Below are 16,606 nucleotides of genomic sequence, written 5' to 3' on the forward strand. Positions count from 1 at the left end.
TGTCCGCATCCCCTGGAGAAGCCAATGCCCGCAACACTCCGCATCCGCAAGGCCGCCGTGCTGGGCGCCGGCGTCATGGGCGCGCAGATCGCCGCGCACCTGACCAACGCCGGTGTCGAAACCGTGCTGTTCGACCTGCCCGCATCGGGCGGGCCCAAGAGCGGCATCGCGATGAAGGCGATCGAGAACTTGAAGAAGCTCTCGCCCGCGCCGCTGGCCGACAAGAACCTCGCCGCCGCGATCATCCCGGCCAATTACGACGAGGATCTCGATCACCTGAAGGAAGTCGACCTGGTCATCGAAGCGATCGCCGAGCGGATGGACTGGAAGCTCGACCTCTACAAGAAGATCGCCTCGCATCTTTCCAAGACCGCGGTCATCGCCTCCAACACCTCGGGCCTGTCGATCAACACGCTGGCCGAGGCGCTGCCGGAAGAAATGCGCCACCGCTTCTGCGGCGTGCACTTCTTCAATCCGCCGCGCTACATGCACCTGGTCGAGCTGATCCCGACCAGGCTCACCGACGCCTCCGTGGTCGAGGGCCTGGAAGCGTTCCTCGCCACGACGGTGGGCAAGGGCGTCGTCATCGCCAAGGACACGCCGAACTTCATCGGCAACCGCATCGGCGTGTTCTCGATGCTGGCCACCATGCACCACACCGAGCAGTTCAAGCTCGGCTTCGACACCGTCGATGCGCTGACCGGCCCGGCGATTGGCCGCCCCAAGAGCGCCACCTACCGCACCGCCGACGTGGTCGGCCTGGACACCATGGCGCACGTGATCAAGACCATGGGCGACACGCTGGCCGACGATCCCTGGCACACCTACTTCAAGACGCCCGCGGTGCTGCAGGGCCTGATCGACGCCGGCGCGCTCGGCCAGAAGACCGGCGCCGGCTTCTACAAGAAGGTCGGCAAGGACATCCTGGTTCTCGATGCGGCCAAGCGCGACTACGTGCCGTCCGAGCAGAAGGCCTCGGATGAAGTCGCCGCCATCCTCGCCATCAAGGACCCAGCCGAGAAGTTCGCCAAGCTCCGCGCCTCCAGCGATCCACAGGCACAGTTCCTGTGGGCGATCTTCCGCGACCTCTTCCACTACACCGCCTACCACCTGGCCGACATCGCTGACACCGCGCGCGACGTCGACTTCGCCATCCGCTGGGGCTACGGCTGGAAGCTAGGTCCCTTCGAGACCTGGCAGGCCGCGGGCTGGCAGCAGGTCGCGAGCTGGATCGCCGAGGACATCAAGGCAGGCAAGGCGATGAGCGACGCTCCGCTACCCGCCTGGGTCACCGACGGCCGCAGCGGCGTGCACGGCAAGGCCGGTTCGTACTCGGCCGCGTCGAACACCGACAAGCCGCGCTCGCAGCACCCGGTCTACGCGCGCCAGCTCTTCCCCGACGCGATCCTGGGCGAGAAGTTCGACCAGGGCACCACCGTGTGGGAGAACGACGGCGTACGCCTGTGGACGCTCGGCGACGACGGCGTCGGCATCCTCTCGTTCAAGACCAAGATGAACACGGTCAACGACCACGTGCTCGACGGCATCCAGCACGCGATCGGGGTGGCCGAGGAAAAGCTCAAGGCGGTGGTGATCTGGCAGACCGGCGAGCCGTTCTCCGCCGGTGCCGATCTCAAGGGCGCGCTGGGTCTGCTGAAGGACGGCAAGTTCGACGCGTTCGAATCGATGGTCGCCAACTTCCAACGCACCAGCATGCGCATCAAGCACGCGCTGGTGCCGGTCGTGGCTGCCGTGCGCGGCCTGTGCCTGGGTGGCGGCTGCGAGTTCCAGATGCATTCGGCCCGCACCGTCGCCGCGCTGGAGAGCTACATCGGCCTGGTCGAGGCAGGCGTGGGCCTGCTGCCGGCCGGCGGCGGCCTGAAGGAGCTGGCCGTTCGCGCCGCCCATGCCAACTCGGCCGATCCGTTCGAATCCCTCAAGAAGGTGTTCGAGACCGTGGCGATGGCCAAGGTTTCCGGCAGCGCGCTGGAGGCCAAGCAGTTGGGCCTTCTGCGTGACTCGGACGTGGTGGTGTTCAACGCCTACGAGTTGCTCTATGTGGCCAAGCAGGTCGCCTTGGCGCTGGCCGAAAGCGGCTGGCGCCCGCCCCTGCCCGCCCGCGCCATCCCGGTCGCCGGCGACACCGGCACGGCCACGTTCAAGGCCTCGCTGGTCAACCTGCAGGCGGGCTACTTCGCCTCCGAGCACGACGTGGCGATCGCCAGCCGCATCGCCGACACGCTGTGCGGCGGCGGCATCGAGCGCGGCTCGCTGGTCGACGAAGCCTGGCTGCTGGCGCTGGAGCGCAGGCATTTCGTGGAGCTGGCGAAGACCGAGAAGACCCAGGCTCGCATCGCCCACACCATGACCACCGGCAAGCCGCTGCGGAACTGAGAATCGGGAATCGCAAATAGGGAATAGTCAAAAGCCATTCCCGACACGCCTACACCTTTGCCACAAAAGGCCGGACTCGCAGGGCTTCGGAACCATTCCCGATTTGCCATTCCCGATTTCCGGCTTTCGGAGAAAGCCCAAATGACCAAGCAAATCCAGGACGCCTACATCGTCGCCGCCACCCGCACGCCGGTAGGCAAGGCGCCGCGCGGTGTTTTCAGGAACACCCGCCCGGACGACATGCTCGCCCACGTGATCCGCGCCGTGATGGCGCAGGCGCCGGGCATCGACCCGCATCGCATCGGCGACGCCGTGATCGGCTGCGCCATGCCCGAGGCCGAGCAAGGCATGAACGTGGCGCGCATCGGCGTGCTGCTGGCCGGCCTGCCGCACACCGTGCCGGGCGTGACCATCAACCGCTTCTGCTCCTCGGGCCTGCAGGCCGTGGCCTACGCAGCCGACGCGATCCGCCTGGGCGAGGCCGACCTGATGCTCGCCGGCGGCACCGAGAGCATGAGCATGGTGCCGATGATGGGCCACAAGGTCGCCATGAATCCGGCCATCTTCGACAACGAGCACATCGGCATCGCCTACGGCATGGGCATCACCGCCGAGAACGTCGCCAAGCAGTGGAAGGTCAGCCGCGAGGAGCAGGATGCCTTCGCCGCGCGCAGCCACGAGCGTGCGCTGGCCGCCCAGGCCGCCGGCGAATTCAAGGACGAGATCACCCCGTTCCAGCTCGACGACCACTATCCCGACCTGGCCACCGGCGGTATCACCACCGACAGCCGCGTCATCAGCCAGGACGAAGGTCCGCGCCCCGGCAGCACGCCGGAAGTACTCGGCAAGCTGAAGCCGGTCTTCCGCAACGGCCAGTTCGGCGGCACCGTCACCGCCGGCAACTCCAGCCAGATGTCCGATGGCGCCGGCGCCGTGCTGATCGCTAGCGAGAAAGCCATCAAGGAATACAACCTGCAGCCGCTGGCCCGCTTCGTCGGCTTCGCCGTCGCCGGCGTGCCGCCGGAGGTGATGGGCATCGGTCCGAAGGAAGCCATCCCGCTGGCGCTCAAGCGCACCGGCATCAGCCGCGACCAATTGGACTGGATCGAGCTCAACGAGGCCTTCGCCGCGCAGGCGCTGGCCGTGATGAAGGATCTCGAGCTCGACCCGGCCAAGGTCAACCCGCTGGGCGGTGCCATCGCGCTCGGCCACCCGCTGGGCGCCACCGGCGCGGTCCGCGTGGCTACGCTGGTGCATGGCCTGCGTCGGCACAAGCAGAAGTACGGCATGGTGACGATGTGTATCGGCACCGGCATGGGCGCAGCGGGTATCTTCGAAGCGCTCTGACCTCCGGCGTCTCCGCCCGCGAAGCGGGGCTTCGTCCAACAAAAAAGCCAGCGCCGAAGCGCTGGCTTTTCTTATTGGAACGCATCGGCGTCCGGCAGCGGCGCTCAGTGCTGGCCCGTTGCCGCAGCCTCGCCGTCGAAGTTCACCAGGATGCCGCGACCCACGACCACCGGCACGTTCAGGTGCTTGGCAACCGGCTGGCCGTTTTCCGACAGCGTGACCGTGTAGACGCCGATCGGCAGCGCGCGGATCGAGTAGCGCCCCTTGGCGTCCACCTGGACCTCGCGCTGGGTGCCGTTGGTGGTGCTCTTGGCGGTGACGGTATCGCCCGCCGGTGCCTTGCCGAACACTTCGCCCGCGGTCGCCTGCGCGTACACCGCGGAGGAACCGGCCAGACCGCAGACCGTCAGGGCGACGGCGAGCGCGAACGACCGCGCGGACAGCGCACGGCGGACCGAACCCGTATGGATCGAGTGAATGGTCTTCATGGGATTTCCTTTCTTTATTTCTTCGATGGGGGGAGAACCATGGGCAGCCAGGGGTTTGGCGTTGCGCCCAGGGGTCGAGCGGATGGCGGTACGTCAGGCGCAATCGATACGCCGGACGGAGACACCGACCGCCGCCGCGCACAGGGCATGAAGAGCCCTCCGGACGGCACGCGCAGCGTATCGGGCGTGCGAGGTTCGCCGAAGGGCCAAAAGTCATTGCCCAAGCTTCCATCCTTACCGACCACTGCACGCGCATCCGGGTCGGGGCTGACCCGTGAGCGGCGGCAGAGCGCGACGAAAGCGCCCGGCGCATACCGGCCGGGCGCGTGTCCGCGTAGCACCGGCCTTCGGCCGGCCTGCGGCTTCCCTCGCTAGTTGGCGGCCACCTCCGAGCACTGCCCGTACGTGCAGCTGAAGTCCACCCGGGAGCCGCGGTCCACGAAGAGCTGCACGCTCGGGTGCTTGACGAGCGGTTGGCCATTGTCGACCACGGTGACGGTGTAGACGCCGACGGGCAACCAGGTCACCTCGTATCGACCCTCGGCGTTCGCCGTGATCTTGCGCTGGATTCCAAACTCGGGGTTGCTGACCAGGACGGTGGCGCCTGCCGGAGCCTGGCCGAAAACCCTGCCTGTGGTCACTGCCGCCTGGACCGCGGCAGAGCCGGCCGCACTGCAGATGCCAACGATCGCCACCAGTGCCATGTTCCGTACCACCGAGCGCCTGCACGCGCCCGAACGGGTTGAAGCGGATGCGTTCATGGGGATACCTGCTTTTCATCGATGTGGGAGGCCCATGAGCGGCCAGGGGTTTGGCACGAAGCTCATGAGGGTCTGGGCGGTCCGCCCGCCAGGCGCACGGTTGATCGCCTGGAACAGGCACCGCCCACGGCCATCCGAGATGAAAAGCCATCCCTCAGATGGCGTCGCCAGCGTACTGCTGCCGCGGCCTCCCGCTAGGGTCGGAGGTCATGCGTGCGATGGAGCATCCATGGCCCCGCTGATGCATGCGCGAGGCTCCTGCCGGAGCCGGCCGCCACGGGCACGGGCCGGCCGCTGAAGTGGCTGCAGACCCGCCCCAACGAAAAGGCCCCGCAGTGCGGGGCCTCGTTCGTCGCTACACGGCTGGCGCGAATCAGCCGGCGTGCTTGTCCAGCCAAGCATCGATTTCCGACAGGCGATCCTGGCGGATCATCATGCGGTACTTGATGTTGGCGATGACCTGGTCGGCCACGCGGCGGGAGGTCGGCGCGATGTACTTCTGCGCGTAGTCCTGGATCTTCTGGATCATCTCCGGCTTGGTCGAGCTGGCGCCGATCGCCGGATAGAAGCGGCTGCTGGAGGTCGAATCCACCAGCTTGTCCACCTGGTCCTTGTGCGCCACGGCGAAGTCGAACGCCATCTCCGGATGGTGGTAGCCCACCGCGCGGATCATGCCGGCGCTGTTGGTGGCGCCCGGCTCGTCGGTAAGCGCCAGCTGCAGCGCGCGCTGGGCCAGCGCATCGTTCTCGGGGATCGAGAGCATGCCGTAGAGCTGATCCTTGATCAGCGGCGTGGTTTCAGCCTTGGCTTCCGCGTGCAGCTGGTTCCAGGTCGTCTCGTCGGCGTGCTCGGCGACGATCGCGGTGACGGTCTTGCGCAGCGCCACCGGCAACGCGCTCGGGTCGGTCTTCTGCGCGGCGAAGCGGCGCCGCGCCTCGTTGATCACCGGCTCGTCGCCCAGGTCGGCCATCACGCCGATCAACTGCAGGCGCAGGTTGGCGGTCGGCACGCTCTCGCCCGCCTTGGCCTCCCAGCCGATCTTGGCGAACACCGGCTCGAGCTGGCCCAGCGCGAACGTGCGCAGGCGCTGCTGGCGGGCCTGGTCGCCGCGATAGTAGTTGTCCAGCGCCGACAGGTAGCCCGCCACTTCGGCCCACACCTGCGGGTCGGCATCGGCCGGGGTCGCGGTGATCAGCGCCAGCACGTTGGACACCGGCTCGTTCCCGGCCATGCCCAGCGCCCAGGTGTCGCCGAGCAGGCCGAGCTGGTCGATCGGCGCGAGCTTGCCGAACTGCCCCTTCAGCGAGTCGAAGTTGTTCTGCGCGTACAGCGTGCGGTAGTAGCCGGTCTGGCCGGCATTCACCAGCACCGGACCGCAGCCCGGCACGCTCAGCGTGGCCTTGCCGTCGACCACCGTGCGCACTTCCTTGCCGCCCACCGTCTTGGCGATCACCGGCACGTGCCAGCGCAGCGGCGTCTTGTTCGGCCGGTCGCGGGTGAACTCTCCCTGGCGCAGCGCGATTTCGGTCTTGCCGTTGGAACAGGTCGCTGCACGCACCTCGATCAGCGGAATGCCCGGCTGCAGCGTGAAGTCGTGCGCGATCTGCGTGATCGGCTTGCCGGCCGCGGCCTGCACCGACTTCCACAGGTCGTCCGACACCGTGTTGCCGTGCTCGTGCGCCTTGATGTAGTTGCGCACGCCGGTACGCCAGGCCTCTTCACCGACGTAGCCCTCGAGCATGTGGATCACCGCCTCGCCCTTGGAGTAGGTGATCGCATCGAACGCCTGGCTGGCCTGCTCCACCGTTTCCACGTGCTGCACCACCGGGTGCGTGGTGGCGACCGAGTCCTGACCCATCGCGCCTTCGCGCACGCCGACCGCGTCGAGGTCGGTGTGCCATTCCGGATGCAGCTTGTGGGTCGTGCGCGAGGCCATCCACGAGGCGAAGCCTTCGTTGAGCCACAGGTCGTCCCACCAGCTCATGGTCACCAGGTCGCCGAACCACTGGTGCGCCATCTCGTGCGCGGCGACGTTGAACGCGCGCTGCTTGTCCAGCTGCGTGGAGATCTCCGGGTTCAGCAGCAGCGAATACTCGAAGGTGAAGATCGCGCCCCAGTTTTCCATCGCCGAGAAGAACTGGCTGCGGCCCGGCGCGGCGATGTTGTCCAGCTTGGGCAGCGGGTACGGCACGCCGAAGTACTCGTTGTATTCCTTCAGCACCTGCTTGGAGGAATCCAGCGCGAACTTGGCCTGGTCGATCATCCCCTTCTGCGTGATCACGCCGATCTCGGTGCCCTCGGCGTTCAGCGTGGCGCGCTCGAAATCACCCAGGCCGAAAAACAAGAGGTAGGTGGACATCTTCGGCGACTGCCCGAAGTGCACCTCGGTCAGGCCGTTGCCCAGGTCCTTCTTCGAGGCGATCGGCATGTTGCTCACCGCCATCTCGTTGGTCGGGACGGTCGCGGTGAGCGTGAAAGTGGCCTTGTAGTTCGGCTCGTCCCACGACGGGATGAAGCGGCGCGCGTCGGAGTTCTCGAACTGCGTGTACAGCGCGCGCTTCTTGCCGGCCTTGGTGTCGTAGTCCAGCGCGAAGATGCCGTTAGCCTGCGTGCCGATCTTGCCGGTGTAGGTCATCGCCAGGCGATAGGTGCCGGCGGGAATTGGGTGGTCGAAGGCGAAGGTGGCGGTCTGCGCCTTCTCATCCACGGAAATCTTCGGCGCGGGGATGGCGATCTTCAGCTTCTCCGGCGTCAGCGACGCCTTTGAGAAGGTCAGGTCCGCCGCATTGAGCGTGATCGAGCTGGTCGGCTTGGTCACCGTCAGCGTGATCGTTACCTGCCCGTCGAAGGAAAGCTTGTCCGCATGCGGCGTCACCGCCACGTCGTAGTGCGTGGGTACCACCCCACGCGGCAACTGCGTCGTGACCAGCCGCGCCTCGGCCGCCGAAGCAGCGCCCAGCGGGGCCATGGTGAACCCGGCCAGGGCCAGGCAGATTGCGGTGGAGAGGTGGCGACGCATAGGGATCCTTGTGGGATTAACGGGACGATGGGCCGTGCAGGCGGCACCGCAGGGGTGACGAACGGCACAGAGCCGTGCGAGTGTTGCCCGAGCCGCCAGTGGGCGAACACGGCCGGAAGTCATGGGGGCTCGGGTTCAACTCGACTTGCGACGCCGTAAGAAGCGCTATGGCTATCAGGCCCAGGCAGAGGCCAAGGCCTCCGCCTGCTGCAACACCGTTTGCACGGCCTCATCCTGCAGATCGGGCGGATATCCATACTTGCGGAGGATTCGCTTCACCAGTACGCGCATCCGTGCACGCGCCGATTCGCGATGCGCCCAATCCACCGAGGCGTTCTCGCGCAGGCTGGTCAGTAGCTCATGGGCGATCAGGCGCAGTGCAGCGTCGCCCATGGCCTCCACAGCGCTTTCGTTCTCTGCCAGAGCATCGTAGAAAGCGATCTCCTCCGGACTCAGCCCGCTTTCCTCGCCGCGTTGGCGTGCAGCGCGGATGTCCTTGGCCAAGTTGATCAGCTCCTGCAACACCTCGGCCGTGGTAATCGCGTTGGCGTGATAGCGGGCAATCGCTTCTTCCAGGCGCTCGGTGAAGGCACGCGTCTCCACGACATTGGTACGGCTACGGGAACGGATGCTGTCGTTGAGCAGCTTGCGCAGGGCCTCCAGTGCGAGATTCTTCTTCTGCAGCTGCTGGACTTCGGCCAGGAACTCATCCGAGAGAATGGAGATGTCCGGCGACTGGATACCGGCCGATGCCAGAATGTCCACGATCTCCGTAGACACCACTGCGCGGCTGACGATCTGCTGGATGGCCAACTCGCGATCCGGCCGGGTCGTTCCAGCGCTAGTGGCCGTCTTGACCAGCGCCGCGCGGATCGCTTGGAAAAAACCGACTTCATCGCGGATCCCTACCGCCTCATCCGAGCTGCCGGCCAACGCGAAGGCCTTGGACAAGGCCAGCACACCATCCGTGAAACGCCGTTGCGCCAGCTTCTTCGCTTCAGGCGTCTTCTCTGCGGCCGCCCATTGCTGCTGCTTGTCGAGAATCCACTCGATTGCACCCGCCATCATTGCCAGCCGCTCCGCTGAGGTGCCATCCATCGCGCTGCGGTAATCGAAACCATGGAACATATCGCGCACGATCTCGCACTTCTCCAGCATCACCGCCACGGCCTCGGCTTCGTCGATACCGGTCTTGTCCTGGTCGGGTTTGGAGTACTGCGCCAGCGCCGACTTGAGACTTTGCGCGATGCCGATGTAATCGACTATCAATCCCGCCGGCTTATCGCGGAATACGCGATTCACACGTGCAATGGCCTGCATAAGCCCATGCCCCTGCATCGGCTTGTCGACGTACATCGTGTGCATGCAGGGAGCATCGAAGCCGGTCAGCCACATGTCGCGCACGATCACCAACCTGAGCGGGTCCTTGGGATCGCGGGCACGCTTAGCCAACAGGTCGCGGCGTGCCTTGTTGCCGATGTGCGGCTGCCATGCGGCCAGATCGGAAGCCGCTCCGGTCATGACGATCTTGAGGGCGCCGGCCGTGTCGTCATCGTCGTGCCAGTCCGGGCGCAACTTGATGATCTCGTCGTACAGGGCGACGCAGATGCGCCGGCTCATGCACACCACCATGGCCTTCCCGTCCAGCGCGGCCAGGCGATCCTCCAGGTGCCGCACGAGGTCGGCGGCGATCAGCGCCAGACGCTTGTCGCTGCCTACCAGCGCTTCGACCGTGCTCCACTTCTGCTTGATCCGCTCGGCGCCTGGCTCTTCCTCATCCTCCAAGAGAGCGTCGACCTCGGCGTCTACGCGGGGCTTCTCGTCTGCGTCCAGCTCGATGCGCGCCAACCGCGATTCGTAGTAAATCGGCACCGTAGCGCCATCCTCGACGGCGCGGCTGATGTCATAGACGTCGATGTAATGCCCGAACACCGCCGGCGTGTTGACGTCGGCCGCCTCGATCGGCGTGCCGGTGAAGCCGATGAAGGACGCCTTCGGCAGCGCATCCCGCAGGTACTTGGCGAAGCCATAGGCGATTTCGCCGGTCTTGCCACCGACCTTCGCCTTGAACCCGTACTGGCTGCGGTGTGCCTCGTCGGCAATCACTACTACATTCGATCGATCGGTCAGGATCGGAAACTCGGTCTCCCCCGCCTGGGGCGAGAACTTCTGCAACGTGGTGAAGATCACCCCACCCGAGGCGCGATTGAGCAGGCTGCGGAGATGTTCGCGGTCCTCCGCCTGCACTGGCATCTGCCGGATCAGGTCCTTGCACATCGCGAAGGTCGCGAAAAGCTGATCGTCCAGGTCGTTGCGGTCCGTCAGCACCACAAGCGTAGGGTTTTCCATGCGTGGCTCAGCCACCAGCAACCCGGCATAGAACGCCATCAGCAGGCTTTTGCCCGAACCCTGCGTGTGCCAGATCACACCGACCTTGCGGTCTCCGGCTGGCTGGCTGTCCACACTCGGCAACCCATAGACAGCCGGATCTTCCGCCTGCGCACTTTGTTTGGTGGCACGAAGCGTCGATACTACCGCCTTCTTCACCGCATGAAACTGGTGATACCCGGCGACGATCTTGACCAGGCCGCTTCCCATTTCACCGAAAACGGTGAAATGGCGCAGGAGATCGAGCAAGCGTCGATGCTCGAACACACCGTCGATGAGGGTGGCCATTTCGGGAGAGCCCTTGGACTCGATCTCCCGACCATCGGTGGTGCGCCAGGGCATGAATCGTTCGAGATCGGCTGAAAGCGATCCCACCCGCGCCGATAGACCATCCGAAGTAACCAGCAACGCGTTGCTGCGAAACAGTGTGGGAATCTGCTGCTTGTACGTCTGCAACTGATTGAAGGCACCGATCAGTGTCGCGTTCTCGGCGCCGGGCGCCTTGAGCTCGATCACCGCGAAAGGCAGCCCGTTGACGAACAGCACCACATCGGGGCGACGCATTACCTGCCCCGCCACCACGACAAACTGCTGCACCGCCAGCCAATCGTTGTTAGATGGAGTGTCGAAGTCGATCAGGCGCACCAGCCCGGCAGCGATGGTGCCGTCCTCGGCGTAGTACTCCACTCCCATACCGTCCGTCAGCAGGCCATGGATACGGCGATTTTCATCCAGCAGGTTGGGCAGTTCCGACTGCGTCACACGGCGCACTGCGTCCGCCCGCGCCTCAGGTGGCAACCCGGGATTCAGACGGTCCACGGCGTCCGTCAGTCGCTTCCTCAGCAGGACCTCGTCGTAAGCCTCGCGCTCGGGCCGCTTGCCGTCCGGGCCGATCACTTCGTCCGAAACGCAGGTGTAGCCCAGCGCGCCAAGCTGTTCCAGCAAAGCAGCCTCAAGCTGGGCCTCGGAGAGGAACGCCATCAGCCCGCCTTCCTTCGGTTGACGTGCACCAGACATCGGGCTTGTTTGTCCAGTCGCATCACGTTCCCCCTAAGTCCATGTCTATCACGCCGAGCCGGGCCAATCACCCGCCACCTCAGCCTAATTCAGGGTTTCGAAGCCGCGCCGTACGATGTCGGCCATCAGTCGGCGCCGCGCTACCAGGAACGAAGCGTAGTCCATCGCTTCCCAGCCTTCCGGCAGCGCGTGCAACTCCTGCATGCGCTGCCATTCGTCCGGAGCAAACCGGACACGCACCTTCGGCACATACCCGCTTGGTGGAGCGTCGCTGATGTCGATGTTGTCGGGCCATTCCAGCAGCGCGTAGTTCGCCATCTGGTTGATGATCTTCCGATCTTCCTCGCCCTGTCGCTCCAGCCACGCTTTGGGAAACAGGTGGTGGCGTTCCAGTGACTTTTTCTTCGTCTTCAGCGCCGGATCGAGCAGGTCGCTCACCTTTTTGTGCGAGAACAGCACCGGGGCGTTCAGGCGATTTTGCGCCGCCACATAGGCAAACAGTTCCGGGTTTCGCGCTGAAGAACTATCCAGGGCTGCCGGCAAGGTGATTGTCCAGAAGTCGCCGGTGAGCTGGCTGGTCATCAGTTCGTCGAGTACGCCGACGAACCGCTCAGCATCGCTCACGTTGCGCAAGCGGTTGAGGTCGCCGTCCATGATCGTTTCGGGCGAATTGCTATAACGGCCCGTCAGGCTGGCGAAGAAGAACCAGCGCCCGATCACCTTCTGCAACTGGTGCTCCGGCACTTTGCACTGGGTGCGACCGATCAGATAGAAGGCATAGGCGTACACCAGCGCCATCTGCGACGAGATCATCTCGCGGCTGCGGAAGCCGGCACCGATCAGCGCACTGAGGAACTGGTGCCAGCAGGTCAGATCCAGCACTTTGGCCTGCGCCTGCTGCAGGATCGCGAACTGGGCGTCGCGATGCACGGCGGAAAACTGCCCGGTCTCCAGGTCCTTGCCGCGAAGCACCTGATACACGCTTTTCAGGCGTCCACGCGAGAAGCCCAGCGCCACCGACACCCTCAGCAACTGATCCGGATCGGGCTCGATGAAATGGTTGAACGGTGAGGCTGCGCTACCCACCCCGGTTGGCAAACGCGCTGCGCGACAGAACTGTTCCAGCGCGGCCCGCCCCTCGTCCCAGAACACCGACAGCAACGTCAGCAGGAAGTCTGCCTGGTTGAGCTTCACACCTTCGCTGTTGATGCGCACGAAGATGTCTGCCACCTGCTCCTCGTCCACAGTGGACGCGATCTCCAACGCAGTGAACGGATACTTCTGCAGGTCGAACAGCCGGTCGAGATTGTGGCTGATCTGTTCCTCTTCCTCGTCGCTCAATGCGGTCTTGGCACTCAGCCCTTTGAGGAAGCCCTTGACCATCTTGAAGCTGGAATTGCCCGAAGCCCACAGCTCGGAGATATTCGCGATCCACTCGGGGTCGCGCTTGATGGCCGCATCCGCCACGTCGAAGCGCCCGTCGCGCGGGCGGAACGCGATCTCGATCCGGCGTTCGCGGTAGTCGTCGTCCAACACGTGCTTGCCGCGGAACACGGCATACAGTGAGGTCAACCGCTGCTGCCCGTCCACGATCAGCCGCGACGGCGCACTGTGCACCTTGTCACCCACGCCAATCTGTTTGCTGCCGTTGACCTGCCCGTTCTCCCAGAAGAGGAAATAGCCCACTGGAAAGCCGCGATACATCGAGTCGAAGAGGTCGCGCACCTTGGCGTTGGACCAGACGAACGGTCGCTGGATATCCGGCAGGCCGATATCGCCGATATCCAGGTAATGCAGCAAGTTGGACAGGTCGTAGTCCACCCGCTTGAAGCAGGTCTTCATGTCACTCATGCAGCGCGTTCCTCCATGAAGCGTTCGGCGTCTTTAATGCGGAGTTCGCCGGAGATCAATTTGGTCAGAAGCATGTCTCGGAGCTGAGCTAGATAGATGCTCTCGTTACTTGCCGCCTTTGCGCGAATGGGCTCGATGAAATCAACGAATGCACCCAAGACATCTGAGTCAGGCACTAGGACCCTCTCGGCTTCAAGGAAGTGCGTTGTCTGAAAATTGGCAATGCCGGTGCTCTGATTCTGATACTTCCAAGTTCCACCCGAGCGATACAAGTTGGTCATATGGCAAGCAGCCAAGATGCCAAGACTGATGTCTTTGGGCCGGAGCCTTCGGCAGAAGCTCGCGCATACGACGGGGTGACGGAACCGATCTAACATTGATGTGGTCACCTGTAGAGAACGCCCTGTTGGTTGCGTCGGGCTACCCCCAGACACTTCGACAACGATATCTCCGTCCTCAAGGAGCCGCGACTCAAGCTTCTTCCTGGTCGTAAAGCGCGTAGGCACCTTACCCACGGACCCTGAGATCAAGTCAGGCATATCGGTTCCCCTTATAATGCAGACGGCTTGGTCATGATCGCCATCGGCTTGCTCTTTTCCCCAATCACCGCCGATGGATCCTTCAAGTAATTCCCCAAAAGGAAGAGACGACCAGCCATCAGGCTTGTCTTCCTCATCGAGGCGGTCGGGAAAGAGCTGCCAGAGATCGGCGGGCAAATACGGTTCGCGGCCTTCCATCTTGGCGCGAACGGGGCCAAAATCGACGAACCAATCTTGGAAAAGGGCGCGGACCATGACTTCCAATGTTTCGTTGCGACTGCGATTGAGTTCGATCTTGTCGTCCAGCGTGCCGAGGATATGAGCGATGGCCCGTTGCTCCGTTTCATCGGGATAGGCCGCTCTTATGTTTTCTATATCCCGCTTAGTTACGTGTCCCAGCCCCGTAGTTTGCTTATTGCGCGCTATCGCGATGAAATTTGGCCTGAGATATCGCAAGAGATAGAAAAAGAACTCCGGTACAATTCCTGTTCTCGGAGCCACACGGAATATATGTTGATTTAGCCACCCTTCCGGCCCCCGCCACCAAAATACATCGATCGAGGTTTCTGGCTGTCCAGACCAAGAGAAAAGCAAATCGCCAGACCGTATTCGAACGGACTCATCGAAACTTTGCTCGGTAAACTTCGTCTGCGCGGAGACTCCGGCTTTTATTTCCGCGATCTTGATGATCGGCTTGCCTACCGGGCTGAAATGGATATCACGGAAGGCCAGGCCGTTAACCCATTTCGCAAGAGAGTAAAGCGACCTCCGCTCCCAGTGAGCAGGAAATGGCGGATGGTAGAGCCATTCTTCGTCAAAGACCCTAGCCGCTTCACTGGACATAGCCAAGTTCCTTCAGGTTGGCCTTGATCGCCGCATCCAGACGTGTGGCTGCTTGGTGCTGCTCATGCCACAGCTTACTCAGACGTTTCATCTTCTCTTCGAAAGCCTCCCCGTCATCTTCGGCGACATCCGATCCCACGTAACGGCCAGGCGTTAGCACATGACCGTGCTTGCGAATGTCCTCCAACGTGGCGGACTTACAGAAGCCCGGTACATCCGAGTACTCGCCGGCGTCCTTCTCGCCGCGCCAGGCGTGGTAGGTGTCTGCGATCCGCTGGATGTCAGCATCGATGAGTTCGCGCCGGGTGCGGTCGACCATCTGGCCCAGGTTGCGAGCGTCGATAAACAGCACTTCGCCGCGACGGTCGCGCAGGGTCTGCTTGCCGCGCTTGCCGTTGGACTTCTCGCGGGCCAGGAACCACAGGCAGGCGGGAATCTGGGTGGAATAGAACAACTGCCCCGGCAAGGCGACCATGCAGTCAACGGCGTCGGCCTCGACCATGGCCTTGCGGATCTCGCCCTCGCCACTCTGGTTGGAGCTCATCGAGCCGTTGGCCAGCACCACGCCGGCGGTGCCGTAGGGCGCCAGGTGGTAGTGGATGTGCTGCAGCCAGGCGTAGTTGGCGTTGCCTGCGGGCGGTACGCCGAATTTCCAGCGGGCGTCCTCCTTCAGGCGCTCACCACCCCAGTCGGAAACGTTGAACGGCGGGTTGGCGAGGATGAAGTTGGCCCGGATCGGCTCGCCCTTGCTGTCGCGCCGCGTGGCGAACTCGTCCTTGTAGAAGCTGCCTTCGTTGTTCCAGGCGATGTCGGCGTCGATGCCGCGCACCGCCAGGTTCATCTTGGCCAGCCGCCAGGTGGTGTAGTTGCTCTCCTGGCCGTAGATGGCGATGTCGCCGAGGCGACCGCCGTGTTCGAGCACGAACTTCTCGCTCTGCACGAACATGCCGCCCGAGCCGCAGCACGGGTCGTAGACGCGGCCGTTGTACGGCTCCAGCATTTCCACCAGCACGCGTACCACCGAGCGTGGCGTGTAGAACTCGCCACCGCGCTTACCCTCACTGCCGGCGAACTGGCCGAGGAAGTATTCGTAGACGCGGCCGAGCACGTCGCGTGACTTGCTGCCGCCCTCGCCTAGCGCAATGCCGGAGATCAGGTCGATCAGCTCGCCGAGCATCTGCTTGTTGAGCGCGGGGCGGGCATAGTCCTTGGGCAGCACGCCCTTCAGCGATTCGTTGCTCTTTTCGATGGCGCGCATGGCGTCATCGATCAGCGTGCCGATCTCGGGACGCCTGGCGCTGGCTTTCAGGTGCGACCAGCGGGCCTCTTTCGGTACCCAGAAGATGTTGTCGGCCTGGTATTCGTCCCGGTCCTCGGCCGCCTGCGGGTCCTCGGCCAGCAACTCGGCATGGCGGGTCTCGAAGGCGTCAGAGATGTACTTCAGGAAGATCAGGCCCAGCGCGACGTGCTTGTAGTCGCTAGGCTCCATGTTGCCGCGCAGCTTGTCGGCCGCCTTGAACAGCTCGGCCTCGAAGCCGAGGTCACCGCCGTTTAGCTTGGTTTTGACCGCCCTTCCCCGCTGGGTCTTTCGCCCGTCGTAGGATGATGGTTTGGCACCTTTCGAGGCAGCGACAGGCTTGTCGATAGCGGTGCGTTCCACGGTCAGCTGGTCGGCAAGACTCTCGCCAAGTGCAACCGAGCCGCCTCGTCCACGACCTGCGACAACCAGACCAGCCTCGATCAACTCGGCCCTGGTCTGCTCATACGCCGTCTTGTCCCACCCAAGTTCAGCGCACAAACGCGCGTTTCCCGCCGATCCACCTAGCTCCGCCAGAGTGCGTACGAATGCTTCCGTCTTCTTGTTGCCTGACATCACCTGATCCAATCGATAGCACGACACGCCAACGAAGCAGTTTAGCGAAGGTCCAAAGGCACCCGAGGATGCAGTGCCAATCTGGA

Annotated in this window: 9 protein-coding genes; 2 read left to right on the forward strand and 7 right to left on the reverse strand. The window is 63.8% G+C overall.

Going from position 1 to position 16,606, the window contains the following annotated elements; translation table 11 throughout:
• Positions 1 to 24: 24 nt before the first annotated feature.
• Together AAIL17_RS14305 and AAIL17_RS14310 are read left to right on the forward strand one after the other, a co-directional pair.
• Positions 25 to 2,394: a 3-hydroxyacyl-CoA dehydrogenase/enoyl-CoA hydratase family protein gene (locus AAIL17_RS14305; RefSeq protein ID WP_424683528.1), complete on the forward strand. Its 2,370-nt coding sequence runs from the start codon at positions 25 to 27 to the stop codon at positions 2,392 to 2,394.
• A gap of 141 nt (positions 2,395 to 2,535) precedes the next feature.
• Positions 2,536 to 3,741, forward strand: a complete 1,206-nt coding sequence (locus AAIL17_RS14310; protein WP_424683529.1) for an acetyl-CoA C-acyltransferase — start codon at positions 2,536 to 2,538, stop codon at positions 3,739 to 3,741.
• Between the two features lie 104 nt (positions 3,742 to 3,845).
• Here the strand turns inward: AAIL17_RS14310 and AAIL17_RS14315 are convergent, their stop codons facing one another.
• The 7 genes from AAIL17_RS14315 to AAIL17_RS14345 all read right to left on the reverse strand — a co-directional run bounded on the left by AAIL17_RS14315 (position 3,846) and on the right by AAIL17_RS14345 (position 16,136).
• On the reverse strand, positions 3,846 to 4,229 hold the full coding sequence (locus AAIL17_RS14315) for a carboxypeptidase-like regulatory domain-containing protein (protein ID WP_424683530.1): 384 nt from the start codon (positions 4,227 to 4,229) through the stop codon (positions 3,846 to 3,848).
• 371 nt (positions 4,230 to 4,600) lie between these two features.
• Entirely contained in the window at positions 4,601 to 4,990 is a 390-nt protein-coding gene (locus AAIL17_RS14320; protein ID WP_424683531.1) for a carboxypeptidase-like regulatory domain-containing protein, read from the reverse strand.
• 373 nt (positions 4,991 to 5,363) lie between these two features.
• On the reverse strand, positions 5,364 to 8,009 hold the full coding sequence (locus AAIL17_RS14325) for a M1 family metallopeptidase (protein ID WP_424683532.1): 2,646 nt from the start codon (positions 8,007 to 8,009) through the stop codon (positions 5,364 to 5,366).
• 174 nt (positions 8,010 to 8,183) lie between these two features.
• The gene (locus AAIL17_RS14330) at positions 8,184 to 11,378 is read right to left on the reverse strand and encodes a type I restriction endonuclease subunit R (RefSeq protein ID WP_424683533.1); all 3,195 of its coding nucleotides are present in this window, start codon (positions 11,376 to 11,378) and stop codon (positions 8,184 to 8,186) included.
• Between the two features lie 120 nt (positions 11,379 to 11,498).
• Complete coding sequence (locus AAIL17_RS14335) at positions 11,499 to 13,265, reverse strand: GmrSD restriction endonuclease domain-containing protein (RefSeq protein WP_424683534.1); 1,767 nt, start codon at positions 13,263 to 13,265, stop codon at positions 11,499 to 11,501.
• Positions 13,262 to 14,647 carry a restriction endonuclease subunit S gene (locus AAIL17_RS14340; protein ID WP_424683535.1) on the reverse strand — a complete coding sequence of 462 codons (1,386 nt, stop codon included), beginning with the start codon at positions 14,645 to 14,647 and terminating at the stop codon, positions 13,262 to 13,264. The genes AAIL17_RS14335 and AAIL17_RS14340 overlap by 4 nt, the downstream gene beginning before the upstream one ends.
• Complete coding sequence (locus AAIL17_RS14345; RefSeq protein ID WP_424683554.1) at positions 14,637 to 16,136, reverse strand: type I restriction-modification system subunit M; 1,500 nt, start codon at positions 16,134 to 16,136, stop codon at positions 14,637 to 14,639. The genes AAIL17_RS14340 and AAIL17_RS14345 overlap by 11 nt, the downstream gene beginning before the upstream one ends.
• Positions 16,137 to 16,606: the final 470 nt, after the last annotated feature.

It is taken from the genome of Frateuria sp. YIM B11624 (assembly GCF_049727805.1).
Lineage (GTDB): Bacteria > Pseudomonadota > Gammaproteobacteria > Xanthomonadales > Rhodanobacteraceae > Frateuria_A.